Annotated in this window: 23 protein-coding genes and 4 tRNA genes; 19 read left to right on the top strand and 8 right to left on the bottom strand. The window is 65.3% G+C overall.

Going from position 1 to position 21,723, the window contains the following annotated elements; all coding sequences use genetic code 11:
* Positions 1 to 21: 21 nt before the first annotated feature.
* The 9 genes from lepA to nagZ all read left to right on the top strand — a co-directional run bounded on the left by lepA (position 22) and on the right by nagZ (position 8,135).
* Positions 22 to 1,815, top strand: a complete 1,794-nt coding sequence (gene lepA, locus AB1I47_RS25715; protein ID WP_354686530.1) for a translation elongation factor 4 — start codon at positions 22 to 24, stop codon at positions 1,813 to 1,815.
* 75 nt (positions 1,816 to 1,890) lie between these two features.
* Complete coding sequence (gene lepB, locus AB1I47_RS25710) at positions 1,891 to 2,790, top strand: signal peptidase I (protein WP_354686529.1); 900 nt, start codon at positions 1,891 to 1,893, stop codon at positions 2,788 to 2,790.
* A 49-nt stretch (positions 2,791 to 2,839) separates the two neighbouring features.
* Entirely contained in the window at positions 2,840 to 3,235 is a 396-nt protein-coding gene (locus tag AB1I47_RS25705; RefSeq protein ID WP_354686528.1) for a DUF4845 domain-containing protein, read from the top strand.
* 1 nt (position 3,236) lies between these two features.
* Positions 3,237 to 4,007, top strand: coding sequence for a ribonuclease III (rnc, locus tag AB1I47_RS25700; protein WP_010814690.1), 771 nt, complete (start codon positions 3,237 to 3,239; stop codon positions 4,005 to 4,007).
* On the top strand, positions 4,004 to 4,942 hold the full coding sequence (gene era, locus AB1I47_RS25695) for a GTPase Era (protein ID WP_354686527.1): 939 nt from the start codon (positions 4,004 to 4,006) through the stop codon (positions 4,940 to 4,942). The genes rnc and era overlap by 4 nt, the downstream gene beginning before the upstream one ends.
* 7 nt (positions 4,943 to 4,949) lie before the next feature.
* Entirely contained in the window at positions 4,950 to 5,837 is an 888-nt protein-coding gene (recO, locus tag AB1I47_RS25690; protein WP_354686526.1) for a DNA repair protein RecO, read from the top strand.
* Positions 5,838 to 5,869: 32 nt separating this feature from the next.
* The gene (gene pdxJ, locus AB1I47_RS25685) at positions 5,870 to 6,652 is read left to right on the top strand and encodes a pyridoxine 5'-phosphate synthase (protein WP_354686525.1); all 783 of its coding nucleotides are present in this window, start codon (positions 5,870 to 5,872) and stop codon (positions 6,650 to 6,652) included.
* Positions 6,649 to 7,071: a holo-ACP synthase gene (gene acpS, locus AB1I47_RS25680; RefSeq protein WP_354686524.1), complete on the top strand. Its 423-nt coding sequence runs from the start codon at positions 6,649 to 6,651 to the stop codon at positions 7,069 to 7,071. Before pdxJ ends, acpS begins: the two co-directional genes overlap by 4 nt.
* A gap of 14 nt (positions 7,072 to 7,085) precedes the next feature.
* Complete coding sequence (gene nagZ / locus AB1I47_RS25675; RefSeq protein ID WP_354686523.1) at positions 7,086 to 8,135, top strand: beta-N-acetylhexosaminidase; 1,050 nt, start codon at positions 7,086 to 7,088, stop codon at positions 8,133 to 8,135.
* A 90-nt stretch (positions 8,136 to 8,225) separates the two neighbouring features.
* Here the strand turns inward: nagZ and efp are convergent, their stop codons facing one another.
* Positions 8,226 to 8,786: an elongation factor P gene (gene efp, locus AB1I47_RS25670; RefSeq protein WP_010814696.1), complete on the bottom strand. Its 561-nt coding sequence runs from the start codon at positions 8,784 to 8,786 to the stop codon at positions 8,226 to 8,228.
* A 209-nt stretch (positions 8,787 to 8,995) separates the two neighbouring features.
* Entirely contained in the window at positions 8,996 to 10,162 is a 1,167-nt protein-coding gene (gene earP / locus AB1I47_RS25665; protein ID WP_354686522.1) for an elongation factor P maturation arginine rhamnosyltransferase EarP, read from the bottom strand.
* Between the two features lie 111 nt (positions 10,163 to 10,273).
* Here earP and uvrC point away from each other — a divergent pair, with 111 nt between their 5' ends.
* The 6 genes from uvrC (at position 10,274) to AB1I47_RS25635 (ending at position 15,324) form a co-directional block, all read left to right on the top strand.
* Positions 10,274 to 12,361: an excinuclease ABC subunit UvrC gene (gene uvrC, locus AB1I47_RS25660; protein WP_354686521.1), complete on the top strand. Its 2,088-nt coding sequence runs from the start codon at positions 10,274 to 10,276 to the stop codon at positions 12,359 to 12,361.
* Positions 12,362 to 12,465: 104 nt separating this feature from the next.
* Complete coding sequence (gene pgsA, locus AB1I47_RS25655; RefSeq protein ID WP_354686520.1) at positions 12,466 to 13,065, top strand: CDP-diacylglycerol--glycerol-3-phosphate 3-phosphatidyltransferase; 600 nt, start codon at positions 12,466 to 12,468, stop codon at positions 13,063 to 13,065.
* Between the two features lie 174 nt (positions 13,066 to 13,239).
* A tRNA-Gly gene (locus AB1I47_RS25650) sits at positions 13,240 to 13,315 on the top strand.
* 72 nt (positions 13,316 to 13,387) lie between these two features.
* A tRNA-Gly gene (locus tag AB1I47_RS25645) sits at positions 13,388 to 13,463 on the top strand.
* Positions 13,464 to 13,570: 107 nt separating this feature from the next.
* A tRNA-Cys gene (locus AB1I47_RS25640) sits at positions 13,571 to 13,644 on the top strand.
* A 441-nt stretch (positions 13,645 to 14,085) separates the two neighbouring features.
* Complete coding sequence (locus AB1I47_RS25635) at positions 14,086 to 15,324, top strand: cation:proton antiporter domain-containing protein (RefSeq protein ID WP_354686519.1); 1,239 nt, start codon at positions 14,086 to 14,088, stop codon at positions 15,322 to 15,324.
* 25 nt (positions 15,325 to 15,349) lie between these two features.
* Here the strand turns inward: AB1I47_RS25635 and AB1I47_RS25630 are convergent, their stop codons facing one another.
* Complete coding sequence (locus AB1I47_RS25630; protein ID WP_354686518.1) at positions 15,350 to 16,279, bottom strand: LysR family transcriptional regulator; 930 nt, start codon at positions 16,277 to 16,279, stop codon at positions 15,350 to 15,352.
* A gap of 97 nt (positions 16,280 to 16,376) precedes the next feature.
* Between AB1I47_RS25630 and AB1I47_RS25625 the strand changes: the two genes are divergently transcribed.
* On the top strand, positions 16,377 to 17,492 hold the full coding sequence (locus AB1I47_RS25625) for a YeiH family protein (RefSeq protein WP_354686517.1): 1,116 nt from the start codon (positions 16,377 to 16,379) through the stop codon (positions 17,490 to 17,492).
* Positions 17,493 to 17,565: 73 nt separating this feature from the next.
* Here AB1I47_RS25625 and AB1I47_RS25620 read toward each other — a convergent pair.
* Positions 17,566 to 17,652, bottom strand: a tRNA-Leu gene (locus tag AB1I47_RS25620).
* A 454-nt stretch (positions 17,653 to 18,106) separates the two neighbouring features.
* Here AB1I47_RS25620 and AB1I47_RS33880 point away from each other — a divergent pair.
* The 3 genes from AB1I47_RS33880 to AB1I47_RS25605 all read left to right on the top strand — a co-directional run bounded on the left by AB1I47_RS33880 (position 18,107) and on the right by AB1I47_RS25605 (position 19,327).
* Positions 18,107 to 18,253 carry a hypothetical protein gene (locus AB1I47_RS33880; protein WP_407935912.1) on the top strand — a complete coding sequence of 49 codons (147 nt, stop codon included), beginning with the start codon at positions 18,107 to 18,109 and terminating at the stop codon, positions 18,251 to 18,253.
* 241 nt (positions 18,254 to 18,494) lie between these two features.
* Positions 18,495 to 18,749, top strand: coding sequence for a hypothetical protein (locus AB1I47_RS25610; RefSeq protein WP_354686515.1), 255 nt, complete (start codon positions 18,495 to 18,497; stop codon positions 18,747 to 18,749).
* 170 nt (positions 18,750 to 18,919) lie between these two features.
* Positions 18,920 to 19,327, top strand: a complete 408-nt coding sequence (locus AB1I47_RS25605) for a heme-binding protein (RefSeq protein WP_354686514.1) — start codon at positions 18,920 to 18,922, stop codon at positions 19,325 to 19,327.
* Between the two features lie 302 nt (positions 19,328 to 19,629).
* Here AB1I47_RS25605 and AB1I47_RS25600 read toward each other — a convergent pair whose 3' ends face one another.
* From AB1I47_RS25600 to AB1I47_RS25585, 4 genes are all read right to left on the bottom strand, one after another.
* Positions 19,630 to 19,965, bottom strand: coding sequence for a hemin uptake protein HemP (locus AB1I47_RS25600; protein ID WP_354686513.1), 336 nt, complete (start codon positions 19,963 to 19,965; stop codon positions 19,630 to 19,632).
* Between the two features lie 207 nt (positions 19,966 to 20,172).
* Positions 20,173 to 20,586 carry an ExbD/TolR family protein gene (locus tag AB1I47_RS25595; protein ID WP_354686512.1) on the bottom strand — a complete coding sequence of 138 codons (414 nt, stop codon included), beginning with the start codon at positions 20,584 to 20,586 and terminating at the stop codon, positions 20,173 to 20,175.
* A gap of 21 nt (positions 20,587 to 20,607) precedes the next feature.
* Positions 20,608 to 21,336 (bottom strand): MotA/TolQ/ExbB proton channel family protein, encoded by a 729-nt coding sequence (locus AB1I47_RS25590; protein ID WP_354686511.1) that lies wholly within the window; start codon positions 21,334 to 21,336, stop codon positions 20,608 to 20,610.
* 81 nt (positions 21,337 to 21,417) lie between these two features.
* Positions 21,418 to 21,723 (bottom strand): energy transducer TonB (locus tag AB1I47_RS25585; protein WP_354686510.1); only part of this gene is annotated, 306 nt, incomplete at its 5' end.

Here is a 21,723-nt window from a genome sequence, read left to right as displayed (position 1 = left end):
CGGCGCTCCCCTGAAGACTAGATGGACCATATCCGTAATTTCTCGATCATTGCCCACATCGACCATGGGAAGTCCACCCTGGCCGACCGGATCATTCAGCTTTGTGGAGGGCTGTCGGATCGGGAGATGGAAGCGCAGGTCCTCGATTCGATGGATATCGAAAAGGAGCGCGGCATCACCATCAAGGCGCAGACCGCCGCGCTCAGCTACAAGGCGCGCGACGGGCAGGTCTACAACCTGAACCTGATCGACACGCCGGGACACGTCGACTTCAGCTATGAAGTGAGCCGCTCGCTGTCGGCCTGCGAAGGCGCGCTGCTGGTGGTCGACGCCTCGCAGGGCGTCGAGGCGCAGACCGTGGCCAACTGCTACACCGCGATCGAACTGGGCGTGGAAGTGGTGCCGGTGCTGAACAAGATCGACCTGCCGCAGGCCGATCCGGACAACGCGATCCAGGAAATCGAGGACGTCATCGGCATCGATGCGCAGGACGCGACGCCGTGCTCGGCCAAGACCGGCCAGGGCGTGCAGGACGTGATCGAGGCGCTGATCACCAAGGTGCCGCCGCCCAAGGGCGACGCCGACGCACCGCTGCAGGCGCTGATCATCGATTCGTGGTTCGACAACTACGTCGGTGTGGTGATGCTGGTGCGCGTGGTCAACGGTACGCTGCGCCCGAAGGACAAGGTGCTGCTGATGGCCAACGGCTCGCAGCACCTGGTGGAGCAGGTGGGCGTGTTCACGCCGAAGTCGATCCCGCGCGAAGCGCTGACGGCGGGCGAGGTCGGTTTCATCATCGCCGGCATCAAGGAGCTGAAGGCGGCCAAGGTGGGCGACACCATTACCACCGTGCAACGCAAGGCCGAAGCCCCGCTGCCGGGCTTCAAGGAAGTCAAGCCGCAGGTGTTCGCCGGGCTGTACCCGGTGGAAGCCAACCAGTACGAGGCGCTGCGCGAGTCGCTGGAAAAGCTGCGCCTCAATGACGCCTCGCTGATGTTCGAGCCGGAAGTGTCGCAGGCGCTGGGCTTCGGCTTCCGCTGCGGCTTCCTGGGGCTGCTGCACATGGAAATCGTGCAGGAGCGGCTGGAGCGCGAATTCGACATGGACCTGATCACCACCGCGCCGACGGTGGTCTATCAGGTCGAGATGCGCGACGGCACCATGGTCACGGTGGAAAACCCGGCCAAGATGCCCGATCCCAGCAAGATCGAGGCAATCCTGGAACCGATCGTCACGGTCAACCTGTATATGCCGCAGGAGTATGTCGGCTCGGTGATCACGCTGTGCACGCAGAAGCGCGGCACGCAGATCAACATGAGCTACCACGGCAAGCAGGTGCAGCTGACCTATGAAATCCCGATGGCCGAAATCGTGCTGGATTTCTTCGACCGCCTGAAGTCGGTGTCGCGCGGCTATGCGTCGATGGATTACGAGTTCAAGGAATATCGCCCGTCCGACGTGGTCAAGGTCGATATCCTGATCAACAGCGACAAGGTGGATGCGCTGTCGGTGATCGTGCACCGTTCGAACTCGCAATACCGCGGGCGCGAGGTGGCGGCGAAAATGCGCGAGATCATTCCGCGCCAGATGTACGACGTGGCGATCCAGGCCGCGATCGGCTCGAATATCATTGCCCGCGAAAACGTCAAGGCGCTGCGCAAGAACGTGCTGGCGAAGTGCTACGGCGGCGATATTTCCCGCAAGAAGAAGCTGCTGGAAAAGCAGAAGGCGGGCAAGAAGCGCATGAAGCAGGTGGGTACGGTCGAGATTCCGCAAGAGGCCTTCCTGGCCATCCTGCAGGTGGACGACAAGTAAGTGCGCGTGTCCGCGGTTGTGCCCGGCCGCCAATAACAAAGGCTGTACCAGGATTTCCAAGAACCAGAAGCCGTCATGAATTTTGCACTGATCCTTTTTGTGCTGGTGGTGATTACGGGCGTCGCGTGGGTTGCGGACAAGCTCGTGTTCGAGCGGCAGCGCCGCTCTTCGGCGCGGCTGGCGCTGGCTGAATTCGATTCGCGCCAGGCCAACCTGCAGGGCCGCTTCGGCGCGGCCGACGCCGATGCCACGCGCAAGCGCCTGGCCGAGGAAAAACTGCGCCAGCCCTGGTGGCTGGAGTATTCGGCCAGTTTCTTCCCGGTGATCCTGGCGGTGTTCGTGCTGCGCTCGTTCGTGGTCGAGCCTTTCAAGATCCCGTCCGGCTCGATGATCCCGACGCTGCTGATCGGCGACTTCATCCTGGTCAACAAGTACGAGTACGGCATCCGCCTGCCCGTGGTGAACAAGAAGATCATGGAGATGGGCGAGCCCCAGCGCGGCGACGTGATGGTGTTTCGCTACCCGAAAGACCAGTCGCTGGATTACATCAAGCGCGTAGTCGGCGTGCCGGGCGACGTGGTGCAATATTCCAACAAGCACCTGACCATCAATGGCAAGCCGGCCCAGTACACTTCACTGCCGGACTTCCTGGACGAAGAGCGGCTGGCCTATTCCAAGCATTTCCGCGAGAAGCTGCCGGGCAGCGTCGACCATGGCATCCTGAACGACGCCGACCGGCCCGCCTTTATCGCCGGCGCCGACCCGGATTTTCCGTTCCGGGAAAACTGCACTTACAATCAGCTGGGTGTGACTTGCAAGGTACCTGCGGGTCACTATTTCGTCATGGGCGACAACCGGGACAACAGCCTGGATTCCCGCTACTGGGGCTTCGTGCCGGACGAGAATATCGTCGGCAAGGCGTTCGTGATCTGGATGAACCTGGGCAATTTCGGACGCGTGGGATCGTTCAAATAAGAATCTCCGCGGCGCAAGAACACTCAACACAAACGAGGGCAAGCGCATCATGGTTCGATTTGGGAAGGTGGGGGAAAGGTTTCCGGCACGGCGCCGGGCGGGGATGGGCGGTTTTTTTTCCGTCTGGAACCTGCTGGTGATCGTGGTGTTCGTGATCGGCGTGGCCGTGCCGGCCGTGCGTGCGATCCCGAGCATGGTGGAATATTTTTCGGTCAAGCGCGCGGCCACCTATGCAAAGCAGCGCGCGGTCAACAAGCGCGAAGTGGTCGAATATTTTGATAAACAGGCAATCATCGACCGGATTGCCGCAGTAAAAGGTGAAGACCTGCTGATCCGTGAAGACGAGAACGGCGCTATCCAGTCGGTCGATTTTTCGTACCGGACCGAAGTGCCCGTCTACGGACCCCTGAGTCTTCTGATTACCTATTCGGGAACGCAGCATTGATATGAACCTCGACGCCTTGCAGCAACGACTCGGCTACCGATTCAGCAAGCCCGAATTGCTGCAACAGGCGCTGACGCACCGCAGCCACAGCGCCCAGCACAACGAACGCCTTGAATTCCTGGGCGATTCGGTGCTCAACTGCGCCGTGGCCGACATGCTCTATGGCATGTTCGGCAAGCTCGACGAGGGCGACCTGTCGCGCGTGCGGGCCAACCTGGTCAAGCAGCAGGCCCTGTACGAAATCGCCCAGATGCTGCAGTTGTCGGACACACTGCGCCTGGGCGAGGGCGAGCTGAAAAGCGGCGGTTTCCGCCGTCCGTCGATCCTGGCCGACGCCCTCGAAGCCATCGTTGGCGCGGTGTTCCTCGACGCCGGCTTCGACGCCGCGCGTGCGCTGATCCGCAAGCTCTATATCCCCATCCTGGAGCAAGTCGATCCGCGCACACTGGGCAAGGATGCCAAGACCCTGCTGCAGGAATACCTGCAGGGCCACAAGATTGCCCTGCCGCAATATAACGTAATCGCCACACACGGGGCCGCGCACAGCCAGCAGTTTGAAGTCGAGTGCACGGTGCCTAAACTGGAAGTCCGGGTGTTCGGCACCGGTGCGTCGCGACGCGCCGCCGAACAGGCCGCCGCCAAGCTGGCGCTGGACGAAGTCCAGAAGCTGGTGCCGCAGCTGCTCAAGCGCAGCCGCGCCGAGCGCACCGGCAAGACCCGCAAGCAACCCGTGCCGCAGGACCCACAGCTGTCTCTCAGGTTGAAGGAATGACCGAATCTACCCATCCGCAGCAAGACGCGGCGGATACCCCGGCCGCGGCGTTCCGCTGCGGCACCGTGGCCATCGTCGGCCGCCCCAACGTGGGCAAGTCCACGCTGATGAACGCGCTGGTCGGCCAGAAGATCAGCATCACCTCGCGCAAGGCGCAGACCACGCGGCACCGCATCGTCGGCATCCAGACCACGGATGACGCGCAGTATGTGTTCGTCGATACGCCGGGTTTCCAGACCCGCCACGCCAGCGCGCTGAATCGCTCGCTGAACCGTGCGGTCACGTCGACGCTGTCGTCGGTGGACCTGATCCTGTTCGTGGTCGAGGCCGGCTATTACGGCACCGACGACGAGAAGGTGCTGTCGCTGCTGCCGAAGAACACGCCGGTGCTGCTGATCGCCAACAAGCTCGACCGCGTCACCGGCGACAACCGCTCGGAAGTGATGATGCCCTTCCTGGAAAAGATGGGGCAATTGTTCCCGTTCCGCGAAGTGGTGCCGATGACGGCCAAGACGCGCGACCATATCGCGCGGCTGTTCGACATCATCCGGCCGTACCTGCCGGAAGGCGAGCCGATGTACGACGCCGATGCGATGACCGACCGCAGCGAGCGCTTCCTGGCCTCCGAGATCATCCGCGAGAAGGTGTTCCGCTGGACCGGCGACGAGCTGCCGTACACCAGCACCGTGGTGATCGACAAGTTCGAGACGGAAGGGCGCCTGCGCCGCGTCTTTGCCACCATCCTGGTCGAGCGCGATGCGCACAAGGCCATGATCATCGGCAACAAGGGCAGCAAGCTCAAGCAGATCTCCACCGAGGCGCGCCTGGACATGGAGAAGCTGTTCGACGGCAAGGTCTACCTCGAGATGTGGATCAAGGTGAAGAGCGGCTGGGCCGACAACGAAGCAGGGCTGCGCGCTTACGGCTACGAGTGAGCACCCTGTGAGCAAGACGGCTGACATCGCCCGCGCGCCGGCGCCTCGCGTGCGCCGCGCCGACCCCGTGGTCGACGAAGCGGCCGAACTGCTCGACAGCAAGGCGCTGCCCGGCATGGCCGATGCGGCCGCGCGCGCGATGATGGACCGCGCCATGCGCATCGTGCCGGCGCGTCCCGAGTCGCGCGTGGCCGAACAGCCCGGCTTCGTGCTGCACGCCTGGCCGTACCGCGAAACCAGCCTGATCCTCGACGTCTTCACGCGCGACTACGGTCGCATGTCGATGGTGGCCAAGGGCGCCAAGCGCCCGCATTCGGCGCTGCGCGCGGTGCTGCAGCATTTCCATCCGGTCTCGGTGTCGTGGAGCGGCCGCGGCGAGGTCAAGACGCTGACCAAGGCCGAATGGGTGGGCGGCATGCCGCCGCTGGACGGCGACGCGCTGTTGTCGGCGTTCTACCTGAATGAATTGCTGATGCGCTTCTGTCCGCGGGAAGATGCGCATCCGACGCTGTTCCGCCATTACCTGACGACACTGACGCGGCTTGCGCATGGCGAACCGGCCGGGCTGGTGCTGCGCAGCTTCGAGCGCCTGCTGCTGCAGGAAACCGGCTTCGCGGTCGCCTTCGACCAGTGCCTGAGCACCGGCGAGCGGGTTCAGCCGGGCCTGGACTACGTCTACCAGCCCGAGCGCGGCGTGCGCCGCGCGCAGCCGAGCGATCCGTCGTCGTGGCCGGTGGTGTCGGGGCAGACGCTGCTCGACATGGCGCAGGACGATTACAGCCGCGCGCAGACCGCGGCGCAGAGCCGGGCGCTGATGCGTTTCCTGCTGCATTATTATCTGCAAGGCGCGCCGCTGAAGACGCGCCAGATACTGATCGACCTGCAGTATCTCTGACCGATACAAATAACTCCGAATCTCCTGCTCGCATGATCTTCCACGCAAATCCAGGCGTCATCGACCTTGGCGTCAATATCGACCACGTGGCCACGCTGCGCAACGCGCGCGGCACCGTGTACCCCGATCCCATCCGTGCCGCCTTGCAGGCTGAAGAGGCCGGCGCCGACCTGATCACGCTGCACCTGCGCGAAGACCGCCGCCATATCCGCGACGCCGACGTGCGCGCGCTGCGCCCGCAACTGGCCACACGCATGAACCTGGAATGCGCGATCACGCAGGAGATGCTCGACATCGCCTGCGAGATCCGGCCGCAGGACGTATGCCTGGTGCCGGAGCGCCGCGAGGAGGTGACCACCGAGGGCGGCCTCGATGTGGCCGGCCGTTTCGAGCAAGTCAAGGCAGCCTGCGTACAGCTGGCCGGCGCCGGCATCCGTGTGTCGCTGTTTATCGATGCCGACCCCGACCAGATCGCCGCCGCGGCCGCGTGTGGTGCGCCGGTGATCGAACTGCATACCGGTGCCTACGCCGATGCGCATACGCCCGATCAGCAGGAAGTGGAATTCCGCCGCATTGCCGACGGCGTCGATGCCGGCCTGAAGCACGGCCTGGTGGTCAACGCGGGCCACGGCCTGCACTACACCAACGTGCAGCCAATCGCCGCGCTGCCCGGCATCAAGGAACTCAATATCGGCCATGCGATCGTGGCCCATGCGGTGTTCGCCGGCTGGCAGAACGCGGTGCGCGAGATGAAGGCGATCATGGTCGCCGCGCGCCTGGGTACGCGCTATCCCGCCGCGGGCGAGCCGGCGTGATCTACGGCGTCGGCACCGACATCATCCAGATCGCCCGCGTGCAGGGCGTGATGGAACGCACCAGCGGCCGCTTTGCCGAGAAGGTGCTCGGCCCCAACGAGCTGGCCAGGTACCACGCGCGCAAGGCGCGCTCGGAGAAACGCGGGCTGGCCTTCCTGGCCACGCGCTTCGCCGCCAAGGAGGCCTTCTCCAAGGCGATCGGGCTGGGCATGCACTGGCCGATGACGTGGCGTGCGATGGAACTGATGAACCTGCCGTCGGGCGAGCCGACGCCGGTCTGTCACGGCGACCTCGCCGCATGGCTGGCGGAACGCGGCATCACCGTGCGGGTCAGTGTCAGTGACGAACATGACTATGCGGTCGCCTTCGCCATCGCCGAGCGCACCGGCGCCGCGCCTTCCCAACCTACAGCTCTGTGAATCCAACAACTTCCATGCCCAAGAAGAACTCCGGCAAGCGGCCGGGCCCGGTGGTCCTCGACGTCGTCGGCAAGCAACTCGACGCGGAAGATGCGCGCCGCATCGCGCATCCGCTCACCGGCGGCGTGATCCTGTTCGCCCGCAATTTCGAGTCGCGCGCGCAACTGCAGGCGCTGACGCGCGCGATCCGCGAGGTGCGCGACGACGTGCTGATCTGCATCGACCATGAAGGCGGGCGCGTGCAGCGCTGCAAGACCGACGGCTTCACCCATCTGCCGGCGATGCACCGGCTGGGCGAACTGTGGGAGCGTGACGTGCTGGCCGCGACCCGGGCGGCGGTGGCGTGCGGCTATGTGCTGGCCGCCGAGTTGCGCGCCTGCGATATCGACTTCAGCTTCACCCCGGTGCTGGACCTGGACCATGGCCGCAGCGACGTGATCGGCGACCGCGCCTTCCACGCCGATCCGCGCGTGGTGACCATGCTGGCCGGCCACCTGAACCACGGCCTGCTGCTGGCCGGCATGAGCAACTGCGGCAAGCACTTCCCCGGCCACGGCTATGTCGAGGCCGATTCGCACGTGGCGATCCCGGTCGACGAGCGCTCGCTCGACGAGATCATCGAACAGGATGCGCGGCCGTATGAGTGGCTCGGCCTGTCGCTGTCGTCGGTGATGCCGGCGCACGTGATCTATCCCAAGGTCGACCCGAACCCGGCCGGCTTCTCGCGCTACTGGCTGCAGGACGTGCTGCGCGCCCAGCTCGGCTTCGAGGGCGTGATCTTCAGTGACGACCTCAGCATGGAAGGCGCCAGCGTTGCCGGCAACGTGACCGAGGCCGCGCGCGCGGCGCTGACCGCGGGTTGCGACATGGTGCTGATCTGCAACCATCCGGACCGCGCCGACCAGTTGCTGACCGAGCTGGATGTCGGCATCGAAAAGGCCTCGCAGCGCCGCATCCGCAAGCTGTTCCCGCGCAAGAAGCCGATGGACTGGAACAAGCTGCGGCAGGAAGGGGAGTACCGCGCCGCGCTGCGTACGCTGAAGGAGCATGCGCTGATCGCTTGAGCGGAGCGTCGGGCGGCAAAGAAAAAAGGCAGCCGAGGCTGCCTTTTTTCATACCGGGCCCCGCCGATAAAGCGGGGCGATGCCAGCGCCTTAGTTGGCGCGGCTGCGGTATTCGCCGGTGCGGGTGTCGATTTCGATCTTGTCCCCGATATTGCAGAACAGCGGCACTTGCAGCTCGAAGCCGGTGTTGATCTTGGCGCCTTTGAGCACCTTGCCCGACGAGGTGTCGCCCTTGACGGCCGGCTCGGTGTAGACGATTTCGCGGACCAGCGTGGTCGGCATTTCGACCGAGATAGCCTTGTCGTTGTAGAACACCACTTCGACGTTCATGCCGTCTTCGAGGTAGTTCAGCGAGTCGCCCATGCTGTCCTTCTCGACTTCGTACTGGTTGTAGTCAGCGTCCATGAACACGTACATCGGGTCAGCGAAGTACGAGTAGGTGCATTCGCGACGCTCCAGCACCACGACCTCGAACTTGTCGTCGGCCTTGAACACCGACTCGCCCGGGGCGTCGGTCAGCAAGTTCTTGTACTTCATCTTGACCACGGCTGCGTTGCGGCCCGACTTGTTGTACTCGGCCTTCTGCACGACCATCGGATCGCCGCCGATCATGAATACGTTACCGACGCGGAGTTCCTGTGCGATTTTCATCTGAACTGATTTCCTGAAATAGAAAGTAGGAATTTGGAATGGCGAAGGCGCGCTGCCGGCATCACCTGCGGTGAGCCTGTGAGCCTCAGCGAGAGGCGTTCACGCGCTCGCGACCCCGTGCTCAGCTTGCATTCAGGTCTTCGCCTCACGCGTTTGACGCGTGGGAGAGGACCTGGTTCTCCGGCCCGGTCGCCATTTGAATCAACCGATTATTTTACCTGATTTTCGCAAAACGCCACCAGGTTGGCGGCAAGATCACCGGGATGCTGCAAGCGCCGCTCCCAGCGCGGCGCGATGGCGGCAAGTGCCGGCAGCTGCGCCCGCAGGCGCGACCAGTCGAGGGGCGTGCCGAACCCGTTCCAGGCGTGCCAGAAACCGGTCAGCGCGGCGGCCGCCTCTGGCGCCACGCCGCTCTGGCGGAACAGGTCGAGCCAGGCATCGAGCTTGATCCGGTGCGCGGTGTCGTCCTGCGGGTAGATATGCCAGACGAGCGGGCGCGCCGCCCACTGCGCGCGCACGAAGGAGTCCTCACCGCGCACGAAGTTCAGGTCGCACGCCCAGAGCAGTTCGTCATAGTGCTCCTGGCGCACGAACGGGATCCGTTGCACGCACAGGCTGCCTTGCTCGACCGGTACGCCCAGTTGCAGCGGCACGCCGAGCCATTCGGCCACTTGCTCGGAGGCAAGGCCGGCGGGCACCAGGCAGTGGATCGCCTCGGCGCCATCGCGCCATTGTTGCAGCAGGGCCGGCAGGGCCGGATTGCGATAGGCGAACAGGCTTACGCGCAGGGCATCAGCCCGCGGCGTCACATGGAGCCGATGCCACAGCGCGGCCTGCGCCGCCGGTCCGGCGAGGAAGGCATTGCGCTGCGCGCCCAGCATCGACTCGCGCAGCAGGCCGCCGGTGCCGGGCTCGAAGCCGGGGAAGAAGAAGTGCTTGAGCAGCGGCAGCCGCGGGTGGGGCGAGGGCAGCGCGTGGTGCTCGCGCACCCAGGGCTCGGCGCTCAGGTATTCCAGGTTGATCCACGCGGGTTTGGGGTCGCGCGCCGCCATGCGGGCCAGGAACGCGGGCGGCACATGGCAGGCGAATGCTTCGATCACGGCATCGTGCGGCTCGACCGCGCTGGTGTCGTCCACGCCCGCAGCGCGGTCCGCGCCGGGCTGCCATGGGCGGATTTCCACGCCGGCAATGCGCTGCACGGCGGCCCCGGTATCGAGCCGTGGCGCCAGCCGCGCGAAGCTGGCGAGGTCGTCGACCCACAACCGCACCGCATGGCCGTGCTCCTGCGCGAACTGGCGTGCCAGCCGCCAGCAGACGCCGATGTCGCCGAAATTGTCGATCACGGTGCAGAAGATGTCCCAGGAGCGCAGAGGCATGTCAGAGTAAGGGGAGCGCGGGCGGGACGCCCGCTGAATTGCTCTAAACTTGCGATTTTAGAGGCCGCGCCGCTTTGGTGCGCGCAGGCCGTGTAGCGGTCACCGTCCCCAATGTCCGACCAGCAACCCGATTCCCCCAATCCCGCCGACGAAGTTCCGGCCGAGGCACCGGAAGCCCAGCCAGCCGAGGCAACCCGTGAGTTGGCTGCCGAAGGGGCAGCCGAGCCCGCAGCCGAAGCCGCGGCCGAAGCGCAGCCAGAGCCGTTCGACCCGCGCCCGGTGATTTCCCGCCTGCCCGGCCTGCCGGGCGTGTACCGCTATTTCGACGCGGCCGGCAATGTGCTGTATGTCGGCAAGGCGCGCGACCTGAAGAAGCGCGTCTCCAGCTACTTCAACAAGACCCAGCTGTCGCCGCGCATCGTCATGATGGTGGCGCGCATCGCCCGCATCGAGACCACGGTGGTGCGCACCGAGGCCGAAGCGCTGCTGCTCGAGAACAACCTGATCAAGGCGCTGGCGCCGCGCTACAACATCCTGTTCCGCGACGACAAGTCGTACCCGTTCCTGAAGCTGACCGGCCACCGCTTTCCGCGCATGGCGTACTACCGGGGCGCCACCGACCGCAAGCACCAGTACTTCGGGCCGTTCCCCAGCGCCTATGCGGTGCGCGAGAGCATGCAGATCCTGCAGAAGGTGTTCCAGCTCCGCACCTGCGAGGACACCGTCTTCAACAACCGCACGCGGCCGTGCCTGCTGCACCAGATCCACCGCTGCACCGGCCCCTGCGTCAACGCCATCAGCGAAGAGGACTACGCGCGCGACGTCGCCAACGCGGCGAGCTTCCTGCTGGGCCGCCAGAACGAAGTGCTGGAAGGCCTGCAGGGCAAGATGGAGCGGCACGCCGAGCGGCTCGAGTTCGAGCAGGCCGCGGCGGTGCGCGACCAGATCGCGGCGCTGTCGACCGTGCTCAAGCGCCAGGCGGTGGAAGAAGTGGGCGGGCAGGCGCGCGATATCGACGTGCTGGCGGTCGCCGTGGAGGGCGGGCGCGCCTGCGTCAACCTGGCCATGGTGCGCGGAGGCCGCCACCTCGGCGACAAGGCGTACTTCCCCGCGCACGCGGACGAGGCGGCGATGATCGTCGAGGATGCGGACGAGCGCGAAGCCATCGGCGAGGAACAAGCCGAGGCCGCGCAGCCGCTGACAGTCGACCGCATCGCCGCGCGCGTGCTGTCGGCCTTTATGGTGCAGCACTACCTGGAGCAGCCCGCGCCGCCGATCATCGTGGTCAGCCATGTGCCGGACGACCGCGCGGTGCTCGAGGCGCTGACCCTGCACGCCGGCCGCAAGGTGGCGCTGGTACGCCAGCCGCAGGGCCAGCGCAAGGTCTGGCTGGAGATGGCGCAGCAAGGCGCGTCGCTGGCGCTGGCGCGCCGGCTTGCCGAGCAGGGCAGCCAGGAGGCGCGCACGCGCGCGCTGGCCGAGACCATCGGCCTGGACCTGGAAGACCTGGCGCTGCTGCGGGTGGAGTGCTTCGACATCAGCCATACCGCCGGCGAGGCCACCCAGGCGTCGTGCGTGGTTTACCACCACCACGACATGCAGAACAGTGAATACCGGCGCTACAACATCCACGACATCATCCCCGGCGACGACTACGCGGCCATGCGCCAGGTGCTGACGCGGCGCTACCAGAAGCTGGTCGAGCAGATCCAGGAGGACGGCGGCTTCGAGGCAGGCGGCGAGGCCGCGGCGCTGGTGCCGCAGATCGTGCTGATCGACGGTGGCAAGGGCCAGGTCGAGGTGGCGCGCCAGGTGTTCGAGGAGCTCGGCCTGGATATCGGCCTGCTGGTCGGCGTGGCCAAGGGCGAGGGCCGCAAGGTCGGGCTGGAGACCCTGGTGTTTGCCGATGGCCGGCCGTCGCTGGAACTGGGGCAGGGCAGCGCCGCGCTGATGCTGGTCGCGCAGATCCGCGACGAGGCGCACCGCTTTGCCATCACCGGCATGCGCGCGCGCCGCGCCAAGACCCGCACCACCTCGCGGCTGGAAGAGATCGAGGGCATCGGCGCGCGCCGGCGCCAGAAGCTGCTGACCCGCTTTGGCGGCCTGCGCGGTGTGATGGCCGCCAGCATCGACGAGCTGGCCAGCGTGGAGGGCATTTCACGCGGCCTGGCAGAAGAGATCTACAGGCAACTGCACTGAGCGGGTCCGGCGGCGGGGCGGGAATATGGCCAATGATGGTCGATTGGTCCTGAAATCGGCGACAATCGCGGGATTGGTCACCGTTCCCCCCGCCGCCGAGTTCCATGCCTTTCAATATCCCGATCCTGCTGACCTGGCTTCGCGTTGCCATGATTCCACTGGTGGTAGGGGTCTTCTACCTGCCCGATGCATGGCTGCCGATGCACACCAAGAACCTGACGGCGGCGTCGTTCTTTATCATCGCCGCGGTGACCGACTGGCTCGATGGCTTCCTCGCGCGGCGCTGGAACCAGACCTCGTCGTTCGGCGCCTTCCTCGATCCGGTCGCCGACAAGCTGATGGTGACGGCGGCGCTGCTGTCGTTGCTGGCGCTGGACCGGGTCACCGACCTGATCGCGCTGGTGATCATCGGCCGCGAGATCACCATCTCGGCGCTGCGCGAGTGGATGGCGCAGATCGGCGCCTCAAAGAGCGTCGCGGTGAACTTTCTCGGCAAGCTCAAGACCACCGTGCAGATGATCGCGATCCCGCTGCTGCTGTTCAGCGGCCGGCTGTTCGGCTTCGATGCCTATGTCCTGGGCACGTGGATGATCTATGTGGCGGCGGTGCTGACGCTGTGGTCGATGATCTATTACATGAAGCTCGCGTGGCCGCAGATCCGCGAGCGCAGCAGCGTGGTGGCTGGTGCCGGTGCGCCGAAGTGAGAAGAAAAATTCAAAAAGGTGTTGACGACGAGAAGAGTTCTTTGCATAATCTCATTCTCGTTGCTGACGACACAAACGAAAGCAGCGAGATAAGGGTGGTTTAGCGCAAGATGTTGTGTGTTACCGGCGAATTGCGAAATTAAACACCTTTATCTGAGTTGGATGCAGTGCCCTGCGGGAGTAGCTCAGTTGGTAGAGCGCAACCTTGCCAAGGTTGAGGTCGCGAGTTCGAGACTCGTCTCCCGCTCCAGGTTATCGAAGGTCCGACGGCACGGGTTTTGGCAAATCCGCTAGTAGCCGGGCTGGCAGTAAAAAGTTGTATGCGGGAGTAGCTCAGTTGGTAGAGCGCAACCTTGCCAAGGTTGAGGTCGCGAGTTCGAGACTCGTCTCCCGCTCCAATCCCCAGAGGGAAGCAGCGCTTCCCTTTTTGTTTGGGTTGAATCGCCGCAAGGTGCGCTCCGGCAGCATCGGCTGAATGCGGCTACAATCCAGCATCACGTCACCTGGCGGGGTGGCAGAGTGGTTATGCAGCGGCCTGCAAAGCCGTGTACGCCGGTTCGATTCCGACCTCCGCCTCCAGTACCATGCAGAACGGCGCCTTAGCACTTTAAGGCGCCGTTTTTGTTTTCCGGCCCGCTGCGGCCACGCTTCCCGACGCCTGCGAGCGAACCGCCCGCCATTTCTGCGCATGGCTCGCGTGGCGCGCATGTTACATTACTCCTGCCGTACGCTTTTCGGGTACGCCGCGCGATGGCCAGCGGCGCAGCCTGTCAGACGCCATTCCCGATTCCGCGATGCGCCCCGTGGCGTGTCCGGGGCCGCTGCGGCACCTCCCGTTCTTCCCCGCTCCGATGCTGCCGACGATGCCGTCGATCCTCCCGCGCTGCGCATGGCCGCGCGCCGGGTGCTGATTGTGGCTTGCCGCGAGCCCGAAGCGGGGTGGTGGTGGAAGTTGCGCCATCCAGCCATCAAACCATCGAGCCATCGCCGTTCAGCCCTGACACGAGGAATCCCGCACGCATGCACCACGCCACCCCGCTTATCAGCACCATCGTCGGCGGTATCGTCCTGGCCTTTATCCTTGGCGCCATCGCCAGCCGGCTGCGTCTGCCGCCTCTGATCGGCTACCTGTGCGCGGGCATCGTGGTGGGGCCGCATACGCCGGGCTATACCGCCGACCAGGCGCTGGCGCCGGAGCTGGCCGAGCTTGGCGTGATCCTGCTGATGTTCGGCGTGGGGCTGCATTTCTCGATCAAAGACCTGATGGCGGTGAAGCGCATCGCCATCCCGGGCGCGGTGGTGCAGATCGGCATCGCCACCATGCTCGGCATGCTGGTGGCGTGGGGCTTCGGCTGGTCGTGGGGGCAGGGGCTGGTGTACGGGCTGGCGCTGTCGGTGGCCAGCACTGTCGTGCTGCTCAAGGCGTTGCAGGAGCGCGACCTGGTGGAATCGCCGCAGGGGCGCATCGCTGTGGGCTGGCTGATCGTTGAGGACCTGGCGATGGTGCTGGCGCTGGTGCTGTTGCCGGCGTTGGCGGGCCTGCTGGCGGGCCCCGGCGCTACGGGTGGACAGGGGGCGGGCACGCCCGCTACCGCCGATGTGGTGTTGGCGATCTTCGCCACGCTCGGCAAGGTCGCCGCCTTCGTCGCGGTGATGCTGGTGATCGGCCGCCGCTTTATCCCGTGGATGCTGGAGCGCATCGTCTGGACCGGCAACCGCGAGATGTTCCGCCTGGGCGTGCTGGCGACAGCGCTGGGCGTAGCCTATGGCGCGTATGCGCTGTTCGGCGTGTCGTTTGCGCTGGGTGCCTTCTTTGCCGGCATGGTGCTGGCCGAGTCTGAATTCAGCCATCGCGCCGCCGAAGAGTCGCTGCCGCTGCGCGATGCCTTTGCCGTGCTGTTCTTTGTTTCGGTGGGCATGCTGTTCGACCCGATGGTGCTGGTCAACGACCCGTGGGGCGTGCTGTCGACGCTGTTTATCATCGTGGTAGGCAAGTCGCTGGCGGCGCTGGGCATCGTGCGGGCATTCGGTCATTCAGGGCAGACCGGCATGACCATTGCCGTCAGCCTGGCGCAGATCGGCGAATTTTCGTTCATCCTCGCCAGCCTCGGCGTCTACCTGAAGATCCTGCCGGAACGCGGGCAGGCACTGATCCTGGCCGGTGCGCTGCTGTCGATCATGCTCAATCCGGTGCTGTTCCACCTGCTCGACCTGTACACGGCGCGGCGCAACCGCGCTGGCGACGCGCAGCCGGCATAAATCAGGCGGCACGGGCTTCCGTCGTTCACGCGCCGATGCGCGGCGCCATGGTGCGCAGGTACTCGGTAAAGGCCAGCAGGCCCTGGGTCGGGAACTTGTCCTGGTGCACGACCAGTTGCAGCGGCCGCATGATGCGCGGGAGGCCCTCGCGGATCGCCACCAGCGTGCCGCGCGCCAGCTCGTCCTGCACCACATGCAGCGACAGGCAACTGACACCGAAGCCGCTCATCACGGCGCGCTTGATCGCCTCGGCGTTGCCCAACTCCAGCGCAAAGCGAAGCTCGCCCAGCAGCGGCACCAGCCTTTCCTCGATGACTTCGCGCGTGCCCGAGCCGGGCTCGCGCACGATCCATTCGGCATCGCGCAGCGCCACCAGGTCGTTGGGCGCGGCCGCAAGCGGATGCGATGGCCCGACGATCACCACCATCTCGTCGTCGCACCAGTGCATGCTGCGCAGGTCGCGCTCATGGCTGGCGCCCTCCACCAGCCCGATGTCGGCCTCGAACTGAAGCAGCGACTGCAGCACCTCGCGCGTATTGCCGATGCGCAGGTCCAGCGTGCACGGGCCGCTGCGCGAATGCCGGAAGCCCGCCAGCAGCGGCGGCAGGATATAGCTGCCGATGGTGTTGCTGGCGGCGATGCGCAGCTGCACCCCGCTCTGGGTGGCAAAGCGTTCCAGCTCCTGCGCCTGGTCCAGCAGCGACAGCGCGCGGGGAAAGAACTGGCGGCCAGTCTCATTGATGCTCAGGCGCCGCGCGATGCGGTCGAACAGCGGGCTGTCCAGTGCGCGCTCCAGCTCCGCGAGCGAGGCGCTGACCGCCGACTGCGACATCGCCAGTGACTGCGCCGCCGCCATGGTGCTGCCGTGCTGGGCCACGGCGACGAAGACGGAGAGCTGGCGCAGCGTCAGGCGCAGCGGGCGGTGGTCAGGCCGGGGTTCTGGGCGGTGGTCCATATCGATAGAATCAATAATGCATAACGATATTACCCGTTTTACGGGTTAAGGGCGCGACAGTACGCTGGAGGCACTCAAGAACATAACCGAGCCTGCCATGTCCTCCGTCTCCGCCCCTCCCAGCACCCAGGCCACCGCCAAGGCCGCCGGCAAGACCACGGCCGCGGCCGCATCTGCGCCGTGGTCGCAGCGGCTGCTGACGCTGGTGCCACTGGGCGGCATCGCCTGGCTGGCGATTGCGCTGGCCGAGCATCCGGCGGTGTCCCGCTACGGCCTCAGCGCGCTGACGCTGGCCATGTGCGCCGGCATGGTCGCGGCCAATACGCTGCCCCGCCACTGGCTGGCGCCCCTGGCGCCTGGCATGCAGCTCGCGCGTCATCATCTGTTGCGGCTTGGCGTGGCGCTGTACGGGCTGCGGCTGACATTCGCGTCGATCGTCGCACTCGGCCTGCCCGGCATCGTGGTGCCGCTGACGATGCTGGTCGCAACGCTGCTGTTCGGTACCTGGGTCGGGTCGAGGTTCTTCGGGCTGAGCCGCCGCGAGGCAATCCTGGTCAGCTCCGGCAGCGCCATCTGCGGTGCGGCTGCGGCCATCGCCGTGTCGTCGGTGGTGCGCACCGATGACAAGCAGACCGCCGTGGCGGTGGCGACGGTGGTGCTGTTTGGCACGGTGGGCATGCTGCTCTACCCCTACCTGTTCGAGCTGGTAACCGGGCACTGGGCCGTTAGCGAGCGCATGTTCGGCATCTTCACCGGCGCGACGCTGCACGAGGTGGCGCAGGTGATCGCCGCCGGCAAGATGATCAGCGAGCCGGCCGCCGATGCTGCCATGGTCGCCAAGATGGTGCGCGTGCTGGCGCTGGGGCCGCTGCTGCTGGTGATGGCGCTGTGGCCGCAAGGTGGCGCGGAGGATGGGGCGCAGGCCGCAGGTGGCAACAGCCGGCTGCGCGGCATCCTGAAGTCGGTGCCGTGGTTCGCGGTGGGATTTGTCGCCGTGATGGCGGTCAACTCCGCCGGCGCGGTGCCCGCCGCCTGGAAGGCCCCGCTGATCGCACTGGACAACTGGTTGCTGGCCTGCGCAATGCTGGCGATCGGCCTGCACACCCGCATCGGCGATCTGGTCCGGGCCGGGCGCAAGCCGCTGGCGCTGGCCGGGGTGCTGTTCGTGTTCCTGATGGGGGTAGGAGCGCTGCTGTGCTACGCGATGGCGTGAGCGAGGTGGCGGATGTTTGAAAGACGGGGGCGCTTGCGCCCTCTTTTGCATGGGGCAGGGGAGCGGTGTGCCCTGGTGCGGCCGACGGGACTCGAACCCGTAAGCCTGGAAAGGCGGCAGATTTTAAGTCTGCTGAGTCTACCAATTTCTCCACGGCCGCACGGCAAGCCCGGTATTGTGGTGGCTGCGCATTGCGGATGCAAGTGCGCCGTGGGTCGGGGCGCCGAGCAGCGGGACAATGCGGGCTGCACCACGCAAAAGTGACGGACTGTTACGGCTGGTAACAATGTCGTGTTCACCGTTGCACCTGGAAAATTCCGGCCCTCTACAATACCGCTTAAGAGAATTCTCACAATGAGAGGCGGATATGAAACGTTGGTGGCTCGCAGCATTCGGTGTCGCAGCCGGGCTGGCGTCCGGGGCGGCAATGGCCCATGTGAGCGTCGGCGTAGCGGTCGGCGTTCCGGGCGTCGTGGTCGGCGGCCCTGCCTATTATCCGCCGGCTCCTGTGTACTATGGCCCGCCTCCGGTGGTGGTGGCGCCGGCGCCGGTGTATTACGGCCCGCCGCCCGTGGTGGTGCGTCCGCGGCCGGTCTATTACGGCCCTGGCTACTATGGCCCGCCGCGCCATTATTATCACGGCCACCGAGGCTACTATGGTCCACCGGGACACCATCACCGTGGGCATGGCCATGGACATGGTCATCGCCATGGCCATTGGCGCGATTGAGCGGCGCATCTGGAGCGCGCAAGCATTTTGACAGACATGGGCCCTGCGGGGCCCATGTCTGTTTGGATGCCGCATGGCGACATGCGCCGCAGAAGGCGGTTCCCGCTATTTCGCCCCTTCCATAAGCATAGTCAAAATATTTGAATAGACTGCTCAAAGCGTCACCTCATCTTTATAAGGGTTTCCCCTAAACTACTCCCATGACACCGATATGACGTCTTTGCGTGTCTGTCGGTGCCCGGACCATCCAAGAACAACCTAGGGGAATTCTCATGAAGATCAGACAAGTCGTTGCCGCCGCCGCCGCATTGGCCGCGCTGGGCGCCCTTTCCACTTCCGCATCCGCAGCCGGCAAGGTCGATCCGTACCTGGACGGCGCCAAGATCGGCTCAGTCGATCCGTACACCGACGGTGCCAAGGCGGGCAAGTTCGATACGTACACCGATGGCGCGCGCGTCGGCAAGACCGACCCGTACACTGACGGCGCACGCATGGGGTCGCGCGACTCGTTCAGCGACGGCGCCTGATATTCGCTACTGGCACCCACCTGCTGTCTGACCGGAATGGCCCGCCCTGCGCGGGCCATTCCGCTTTGTGCGAATAGGCCACAAGCCTTGCGCCAGGCGCCAGTCATGGCGATGGCGGGGGTGCGAGGCTATACTTGCGCATTCAACAAATGAATGACCAGGAGAGTGGCATGCAGCAAAAAACGGTTCTGACGGCAGACGACGTGAAGAAGATCATGGCCGCAGCGGAAACCGAGGCAAAGAACCATCACTGGGCCGTGTCGATCGTGGTGGTGGACGACGGCGGCCACATGCTGGCGATGCAGCGACTGGACGGCGCCGCGCCGATTTCGGCCTATATCGCCGGCGAAAAGGCCCGTACGTCGGCGCTGGGCCGTCGTGAATCGAAGATCTACGAAGACATGATCAACAACGGCCGCTACTCGTTCATGACCGCGCCGGTGCTGCACGGCATGCTGGAGGGCGGCGTGCCCATCGTCTGCAATGAGCAGGTGGTGGGTGCCGTGGGTGTATCTGGCGTGAAGTCGACCGAAGACGCGCAGGTCGCGCGCGCCGGCATCGCCGCGCTGGGCCTCTAAGGCGCCTCCCAAGGCCTGTGAAGGCCTTGGGCTGGACACGCCACGCCGGCCAATGAAAAACCCCGCAGGCAAGGCCTGCGGGGTGCAATAAAAAGGGGGCATGGCTGGGTACTGCCGGCCGGCGAGGGGTCTGGATCCCGCTGGCGGCACGCACCTGGCTACTGCCCAACACCTCGTTCCGAGGTGGTCCCCACAAAAGTCCGTATTGCCACGTTCGTGGCACCCGTGCCGGGCACGGGTTCAAATTTCTCCCAAACCGTTCCGTCTGGAATCGGCGCAGCGGCGTTGCCGCCGGGCCAGCGTCATTTCGTCAGAATCAGCTTGCCGTAGCGCGTCACGCGCAACGTGTAGACCTCGCCGTTATGCAGGATCGGCAGGGTATTGGCGCCCCGCATGATGGCTTCCAGCGCCACCGGTTCGCCCACGGGCGCGGACGACAGGCTGTCGCGCACCAGCGCCTCCAGGCGGGCGGGCAGGGCGGCCACCGCGGATTTCATCGAGGCGATGGTCGACGGCGCGGATTTCACTGCGGCTTGTGCCTCGCGGCGCGGCTGCGCGGCCACCTCGACGCGGCGCAGCGACAGCCGGCGGCGGGTGACTTCACGCGGTTGCGACAGCGGCAGGGAAAGTGTGCTCATCATCTGGCTCCGTTCTGCAATAAGGGCGCGCCCGCTTCGGCGCAATCGATGAATCGATGTTAAATGAGAATTGTTATCATTACAATAGTCTAGATCAAAGATTCAGCGAATGACGATCCCCTTGTGCGTTGGGCTCGCGACAGGCGTAAACGGAAAAAGGGCATCCCTGGGGATGCCCTTTTTCCATGGACGCCCGGCCGCGCCTTCTTACTGCTTGGGCTCGGTGATAAAGCCGATCTTGCCCAGTCCGCCGTGCTGCGCGGCGGCCATCACTTCGGCCACGCGCTCGTAGCGCACCGCGCGGTCTGCGCGCAGGTGCAGCTCGGGCTGCGGCTGCTGCCTGGCGGCCAGCGAGATGTTGTTCTCCAGCGTGGCCTGGTCCACTTCCACCTGGTTCCAGAAGACCTTGCCGGCAGCGTCGATCGAGACGTTGATGTTCTGCGGCTTCGGGTCGTTCGGCGAGTTGGTGGCGCGCGGCAGGTCGATCTTCACCGCGTGGTTGATCACGGGGATGGTGATGATGAAGATGATCAGCAGCACCAGCATGACGTCGACCAGCGGCGTCATGTTGATTTCGCTCATCACCTCGTCGTCGTCCCCTTCGAGAGTGCCGAATGCCATGATGACTTCCTTGCTTGCGGTTTAGCGCTGCGCCGCGGCCAGGCGCACGGTGCCGTCCTCGGTGCGGGCGCCGGTGGGGCGCACGCGCGCGCCGGTGACGAAGTAGGCGTGCAGGTCGTGGGCAAAGCGGTTGAGCTTCGAGATCACCGACTTGTTGCCGCGCGTCAGTGCGTTATAGCCCAGCACCGCGGGAATCGCCACGGCCAGGCCGAAGGCGGTCATGATCAGCGCCTCGCCCACCGGGCCGGCAACCTTGTCGATGGTCGGCACGCCCGAGGCGCCGATGCCGATCAGGGCATGGTAGATGCCCCACACGGTGCCGAACAGGCCGACGAACGGCGCGGTCGAGCCCACCGAGGCCAGCACCGCCAGGCCCGACTGCATGTGCGCCACCGAATCGTCGATCGAGCTCTTCAGCGAGCGGGTCAGCCAGTCGGAGATATCCATCACGTCGTGCAGCTGCGGCTGGCTGGCACGGTGGTGCTGGGCGGCTTCCTTGCCGGCGATGGCCAGCGTGCGGAAGGGGTTGGCGTCACTGGCGCCAAGGGTTTCGAGCGCGTGGTCGAAGTCGTCGGAGTGCCAGAAGCGCTTCTCGGCGCCTTGCGCCATTTTCTTCAGGCGGACCAGATCCCACGCCTTGGTAAGGATCACGATCCAAGAGGCGAGCGACATGACCAGCAGAATGATGGCGGTCGCACGCATGACGAAGTCGCCTTGCGCCCAGAGGTGGGTAAGTCCGAGGTCCTGCATTTGTTGGTTCCTGGTGAGTTATTCGCTTGGGTTGGGTCGGATCAGAGATCAGAAATCGAATCGCGCGATCAGTTCAGTGAATCAGTTCAGTTCGAAGGTGATCGGCTGCTGTGCCGTGACGGCAACGGCACGGCCATTGTCCATGTAGGGCTGGCAGCGCATCGCCTGTACGGCTTCCACCGCGGCCTGGTCCAGGCGCGACGAACCGCTCGACGATACCACCGCGGCCTTGACGACCCTGCCGGATTCGTCGGTGGTCAGCCGCACCACGGTCTTGCCGGTCTCGCCCATGCGGCGCGACTGGGAAGGATACTTCGGCTGCGGCGGCGGACACTGGATTTCGCCGATGCCGACCGCGCGCGGGGGGGCCGCGACAGGGGCGGGTGC

The organism is Cupriavidus necator (genome assembly GCF_040578825.1).
GTDB lineage: Bacteria > Pseudomonadota > Gammaproteobacteria > Burkholderiales > Burkholderiaceae > Cupriavidus > Cupriavidus necator_E.
The sequence above is the reverse complement of the archived record's forward strand: the minus strand, read 5'-3'. Positions and strand labels throughout refer to the sequence as shown.

What these genes read in the sequence shown, in the direction of transcription:
- AB1I47_RS33880 (WP_407935912.1), top strand. Translation starts at nt 18,107, where the DNA reads ATGGCCCGCCGCGCCATTATTATCACGGCCACCGAGGCTACTATGGTC.
- AB1I47_RS25595 (WP_354686512.1), bottom strand. Translation starts at nt 20,586, where the DNA reads ATGGCATTCGGCACTCTCGAAGGGGACGACGACGAGGTGATGAGCGAA.
- AB1I47_RS25630 (WP_354686518.1), bottom strand. Translation starts at nt 16,279, where the DNA reads ATGGACCACCGCCCAGAACCCCGGCCTGACCACCGCCCGCTGCGCCTG.
- rnc (WP_010814690.1), top strand. Translation starts at nt 3,237, where the DNA reads ATGAACCTCGACGCCTTGCAGCAACGACTCGGCTACCGATTCAGCAAG.
- AB1I47_RS25600 (WP_354686513.1), bottom strand. Translation starts at nt 19,965, where the DNA reads ATGAGCACACTTTCCCTGCCGCTGTCGCAACCGCGTGAAGTCACCCGC.
- AB1I47_RS25605 (WP_354686514.1), top strand. Translation starts at nt 18,920, where the DNA reads ATGCAGCAAAAAACGGTTCTGACGGCAGACGACGTGAAGAAGATCATG.
- AB1I47_RS25705 (WP_354686528.1), top strand. Translation starts at nt 2,840, where the DNA reads ATGGTTCGATTTGGGAAGGTGGGGGAAAGGTTTCCGGCACGGCGCCGG.
- nagZ (WP_354686523.1), top strand. Translation starts at nt 7,086, where the DNA reads ATGCCCAAGAAGAACTCCGGCAAGCGGCCGGGCCCGGTGGTCCTCGAC.
- earP (WP_354686522.1), bottom strand. Translation starts at nt 10,162, where the DNA reads ATGCCTCTGCGCTCCTGGGACATCTTCTGCACCGTGATCGACAATTTC.
- uvrC (WP_354686521.1), top strand. Translation starts at nt 10,274, where the DNA reads ATGTCCGACCAGCAACCCGATTCCCCCAATCCCGCCGACGAAGTTCCG.
- lepA (WP_354686530.1), top strand. Translation starts at nt 22, where the DNA reads ATGGACCATATCCGTAATTTCTCGATCATTGCCCACATCGACCATGGG.
- AB1I47_RS25625 (WP_354686517.1), top strand. Translation starts at nt 16,377, where the DNA reads ATGTCCTCCGTCTCCGCCCCTCCCAGCACCCAGGCCACCGCCAAGGCC.
- pdxJ (WP_354686525.1), top strand. Translation starts at nt 5,870, where the DNA reads ATGATCTTCCACGCAAATCCAGGCGTCATCGACCTTGGCGTCAATATC.
- AB1I47_RS25590 (WP_354686511.1), bottom strand. Translation starts at nt 21,336, where the DNA reads ATGCAGGACCTCGGACTTACCCACCTCTGGGCGCAAGGCGACTTCGTC.
- lepB (WP_354686529.1), top strand. Translation starts at nt 1,891, where the DNA reads ATGAATTTTGCACTGATCCTTTTTGTGCTGGTGGTGATTACGGGCGTC.
- AB1I47_RS25635 (WP_354686519.1), top strand. Translation starts at nt 14,086, where the DNA reads ATGCACCACGCCACCCCGCTTATCAGCACCATCGTCGGCGGTATCGTC.
- era (WP_354686527.1), top strand. Translation starts at nt 4,004, where the DNA reads ATGACCGAATCTACCCATCCGCAGCAAGACGCGGCGGATACCCCGGCC.
- efp (WP_010814696.1), bottom strand. Translation starts at nt 8,786, where the DNA reads ATGAAAATCGCACAGGAACTCCGCGTCGGTAACGTATTCATGATCGGC.
- pgsA (WP_354686520.1), top strand. Translation starts at nt 12,466, where the DNA reads ATGCCTTTCAATATCCCGATCCTGCTGACCTGGCTTCGCGTTGCCATG.
- AB1I47_RS25610 (WP_354686515.1), top strand. Translation starts at nt 18,495, where the DNA reads ATGAAGATCAGACAAGTCGTTGCCGCCGCCGCCGCATTGGCCGCGCTG.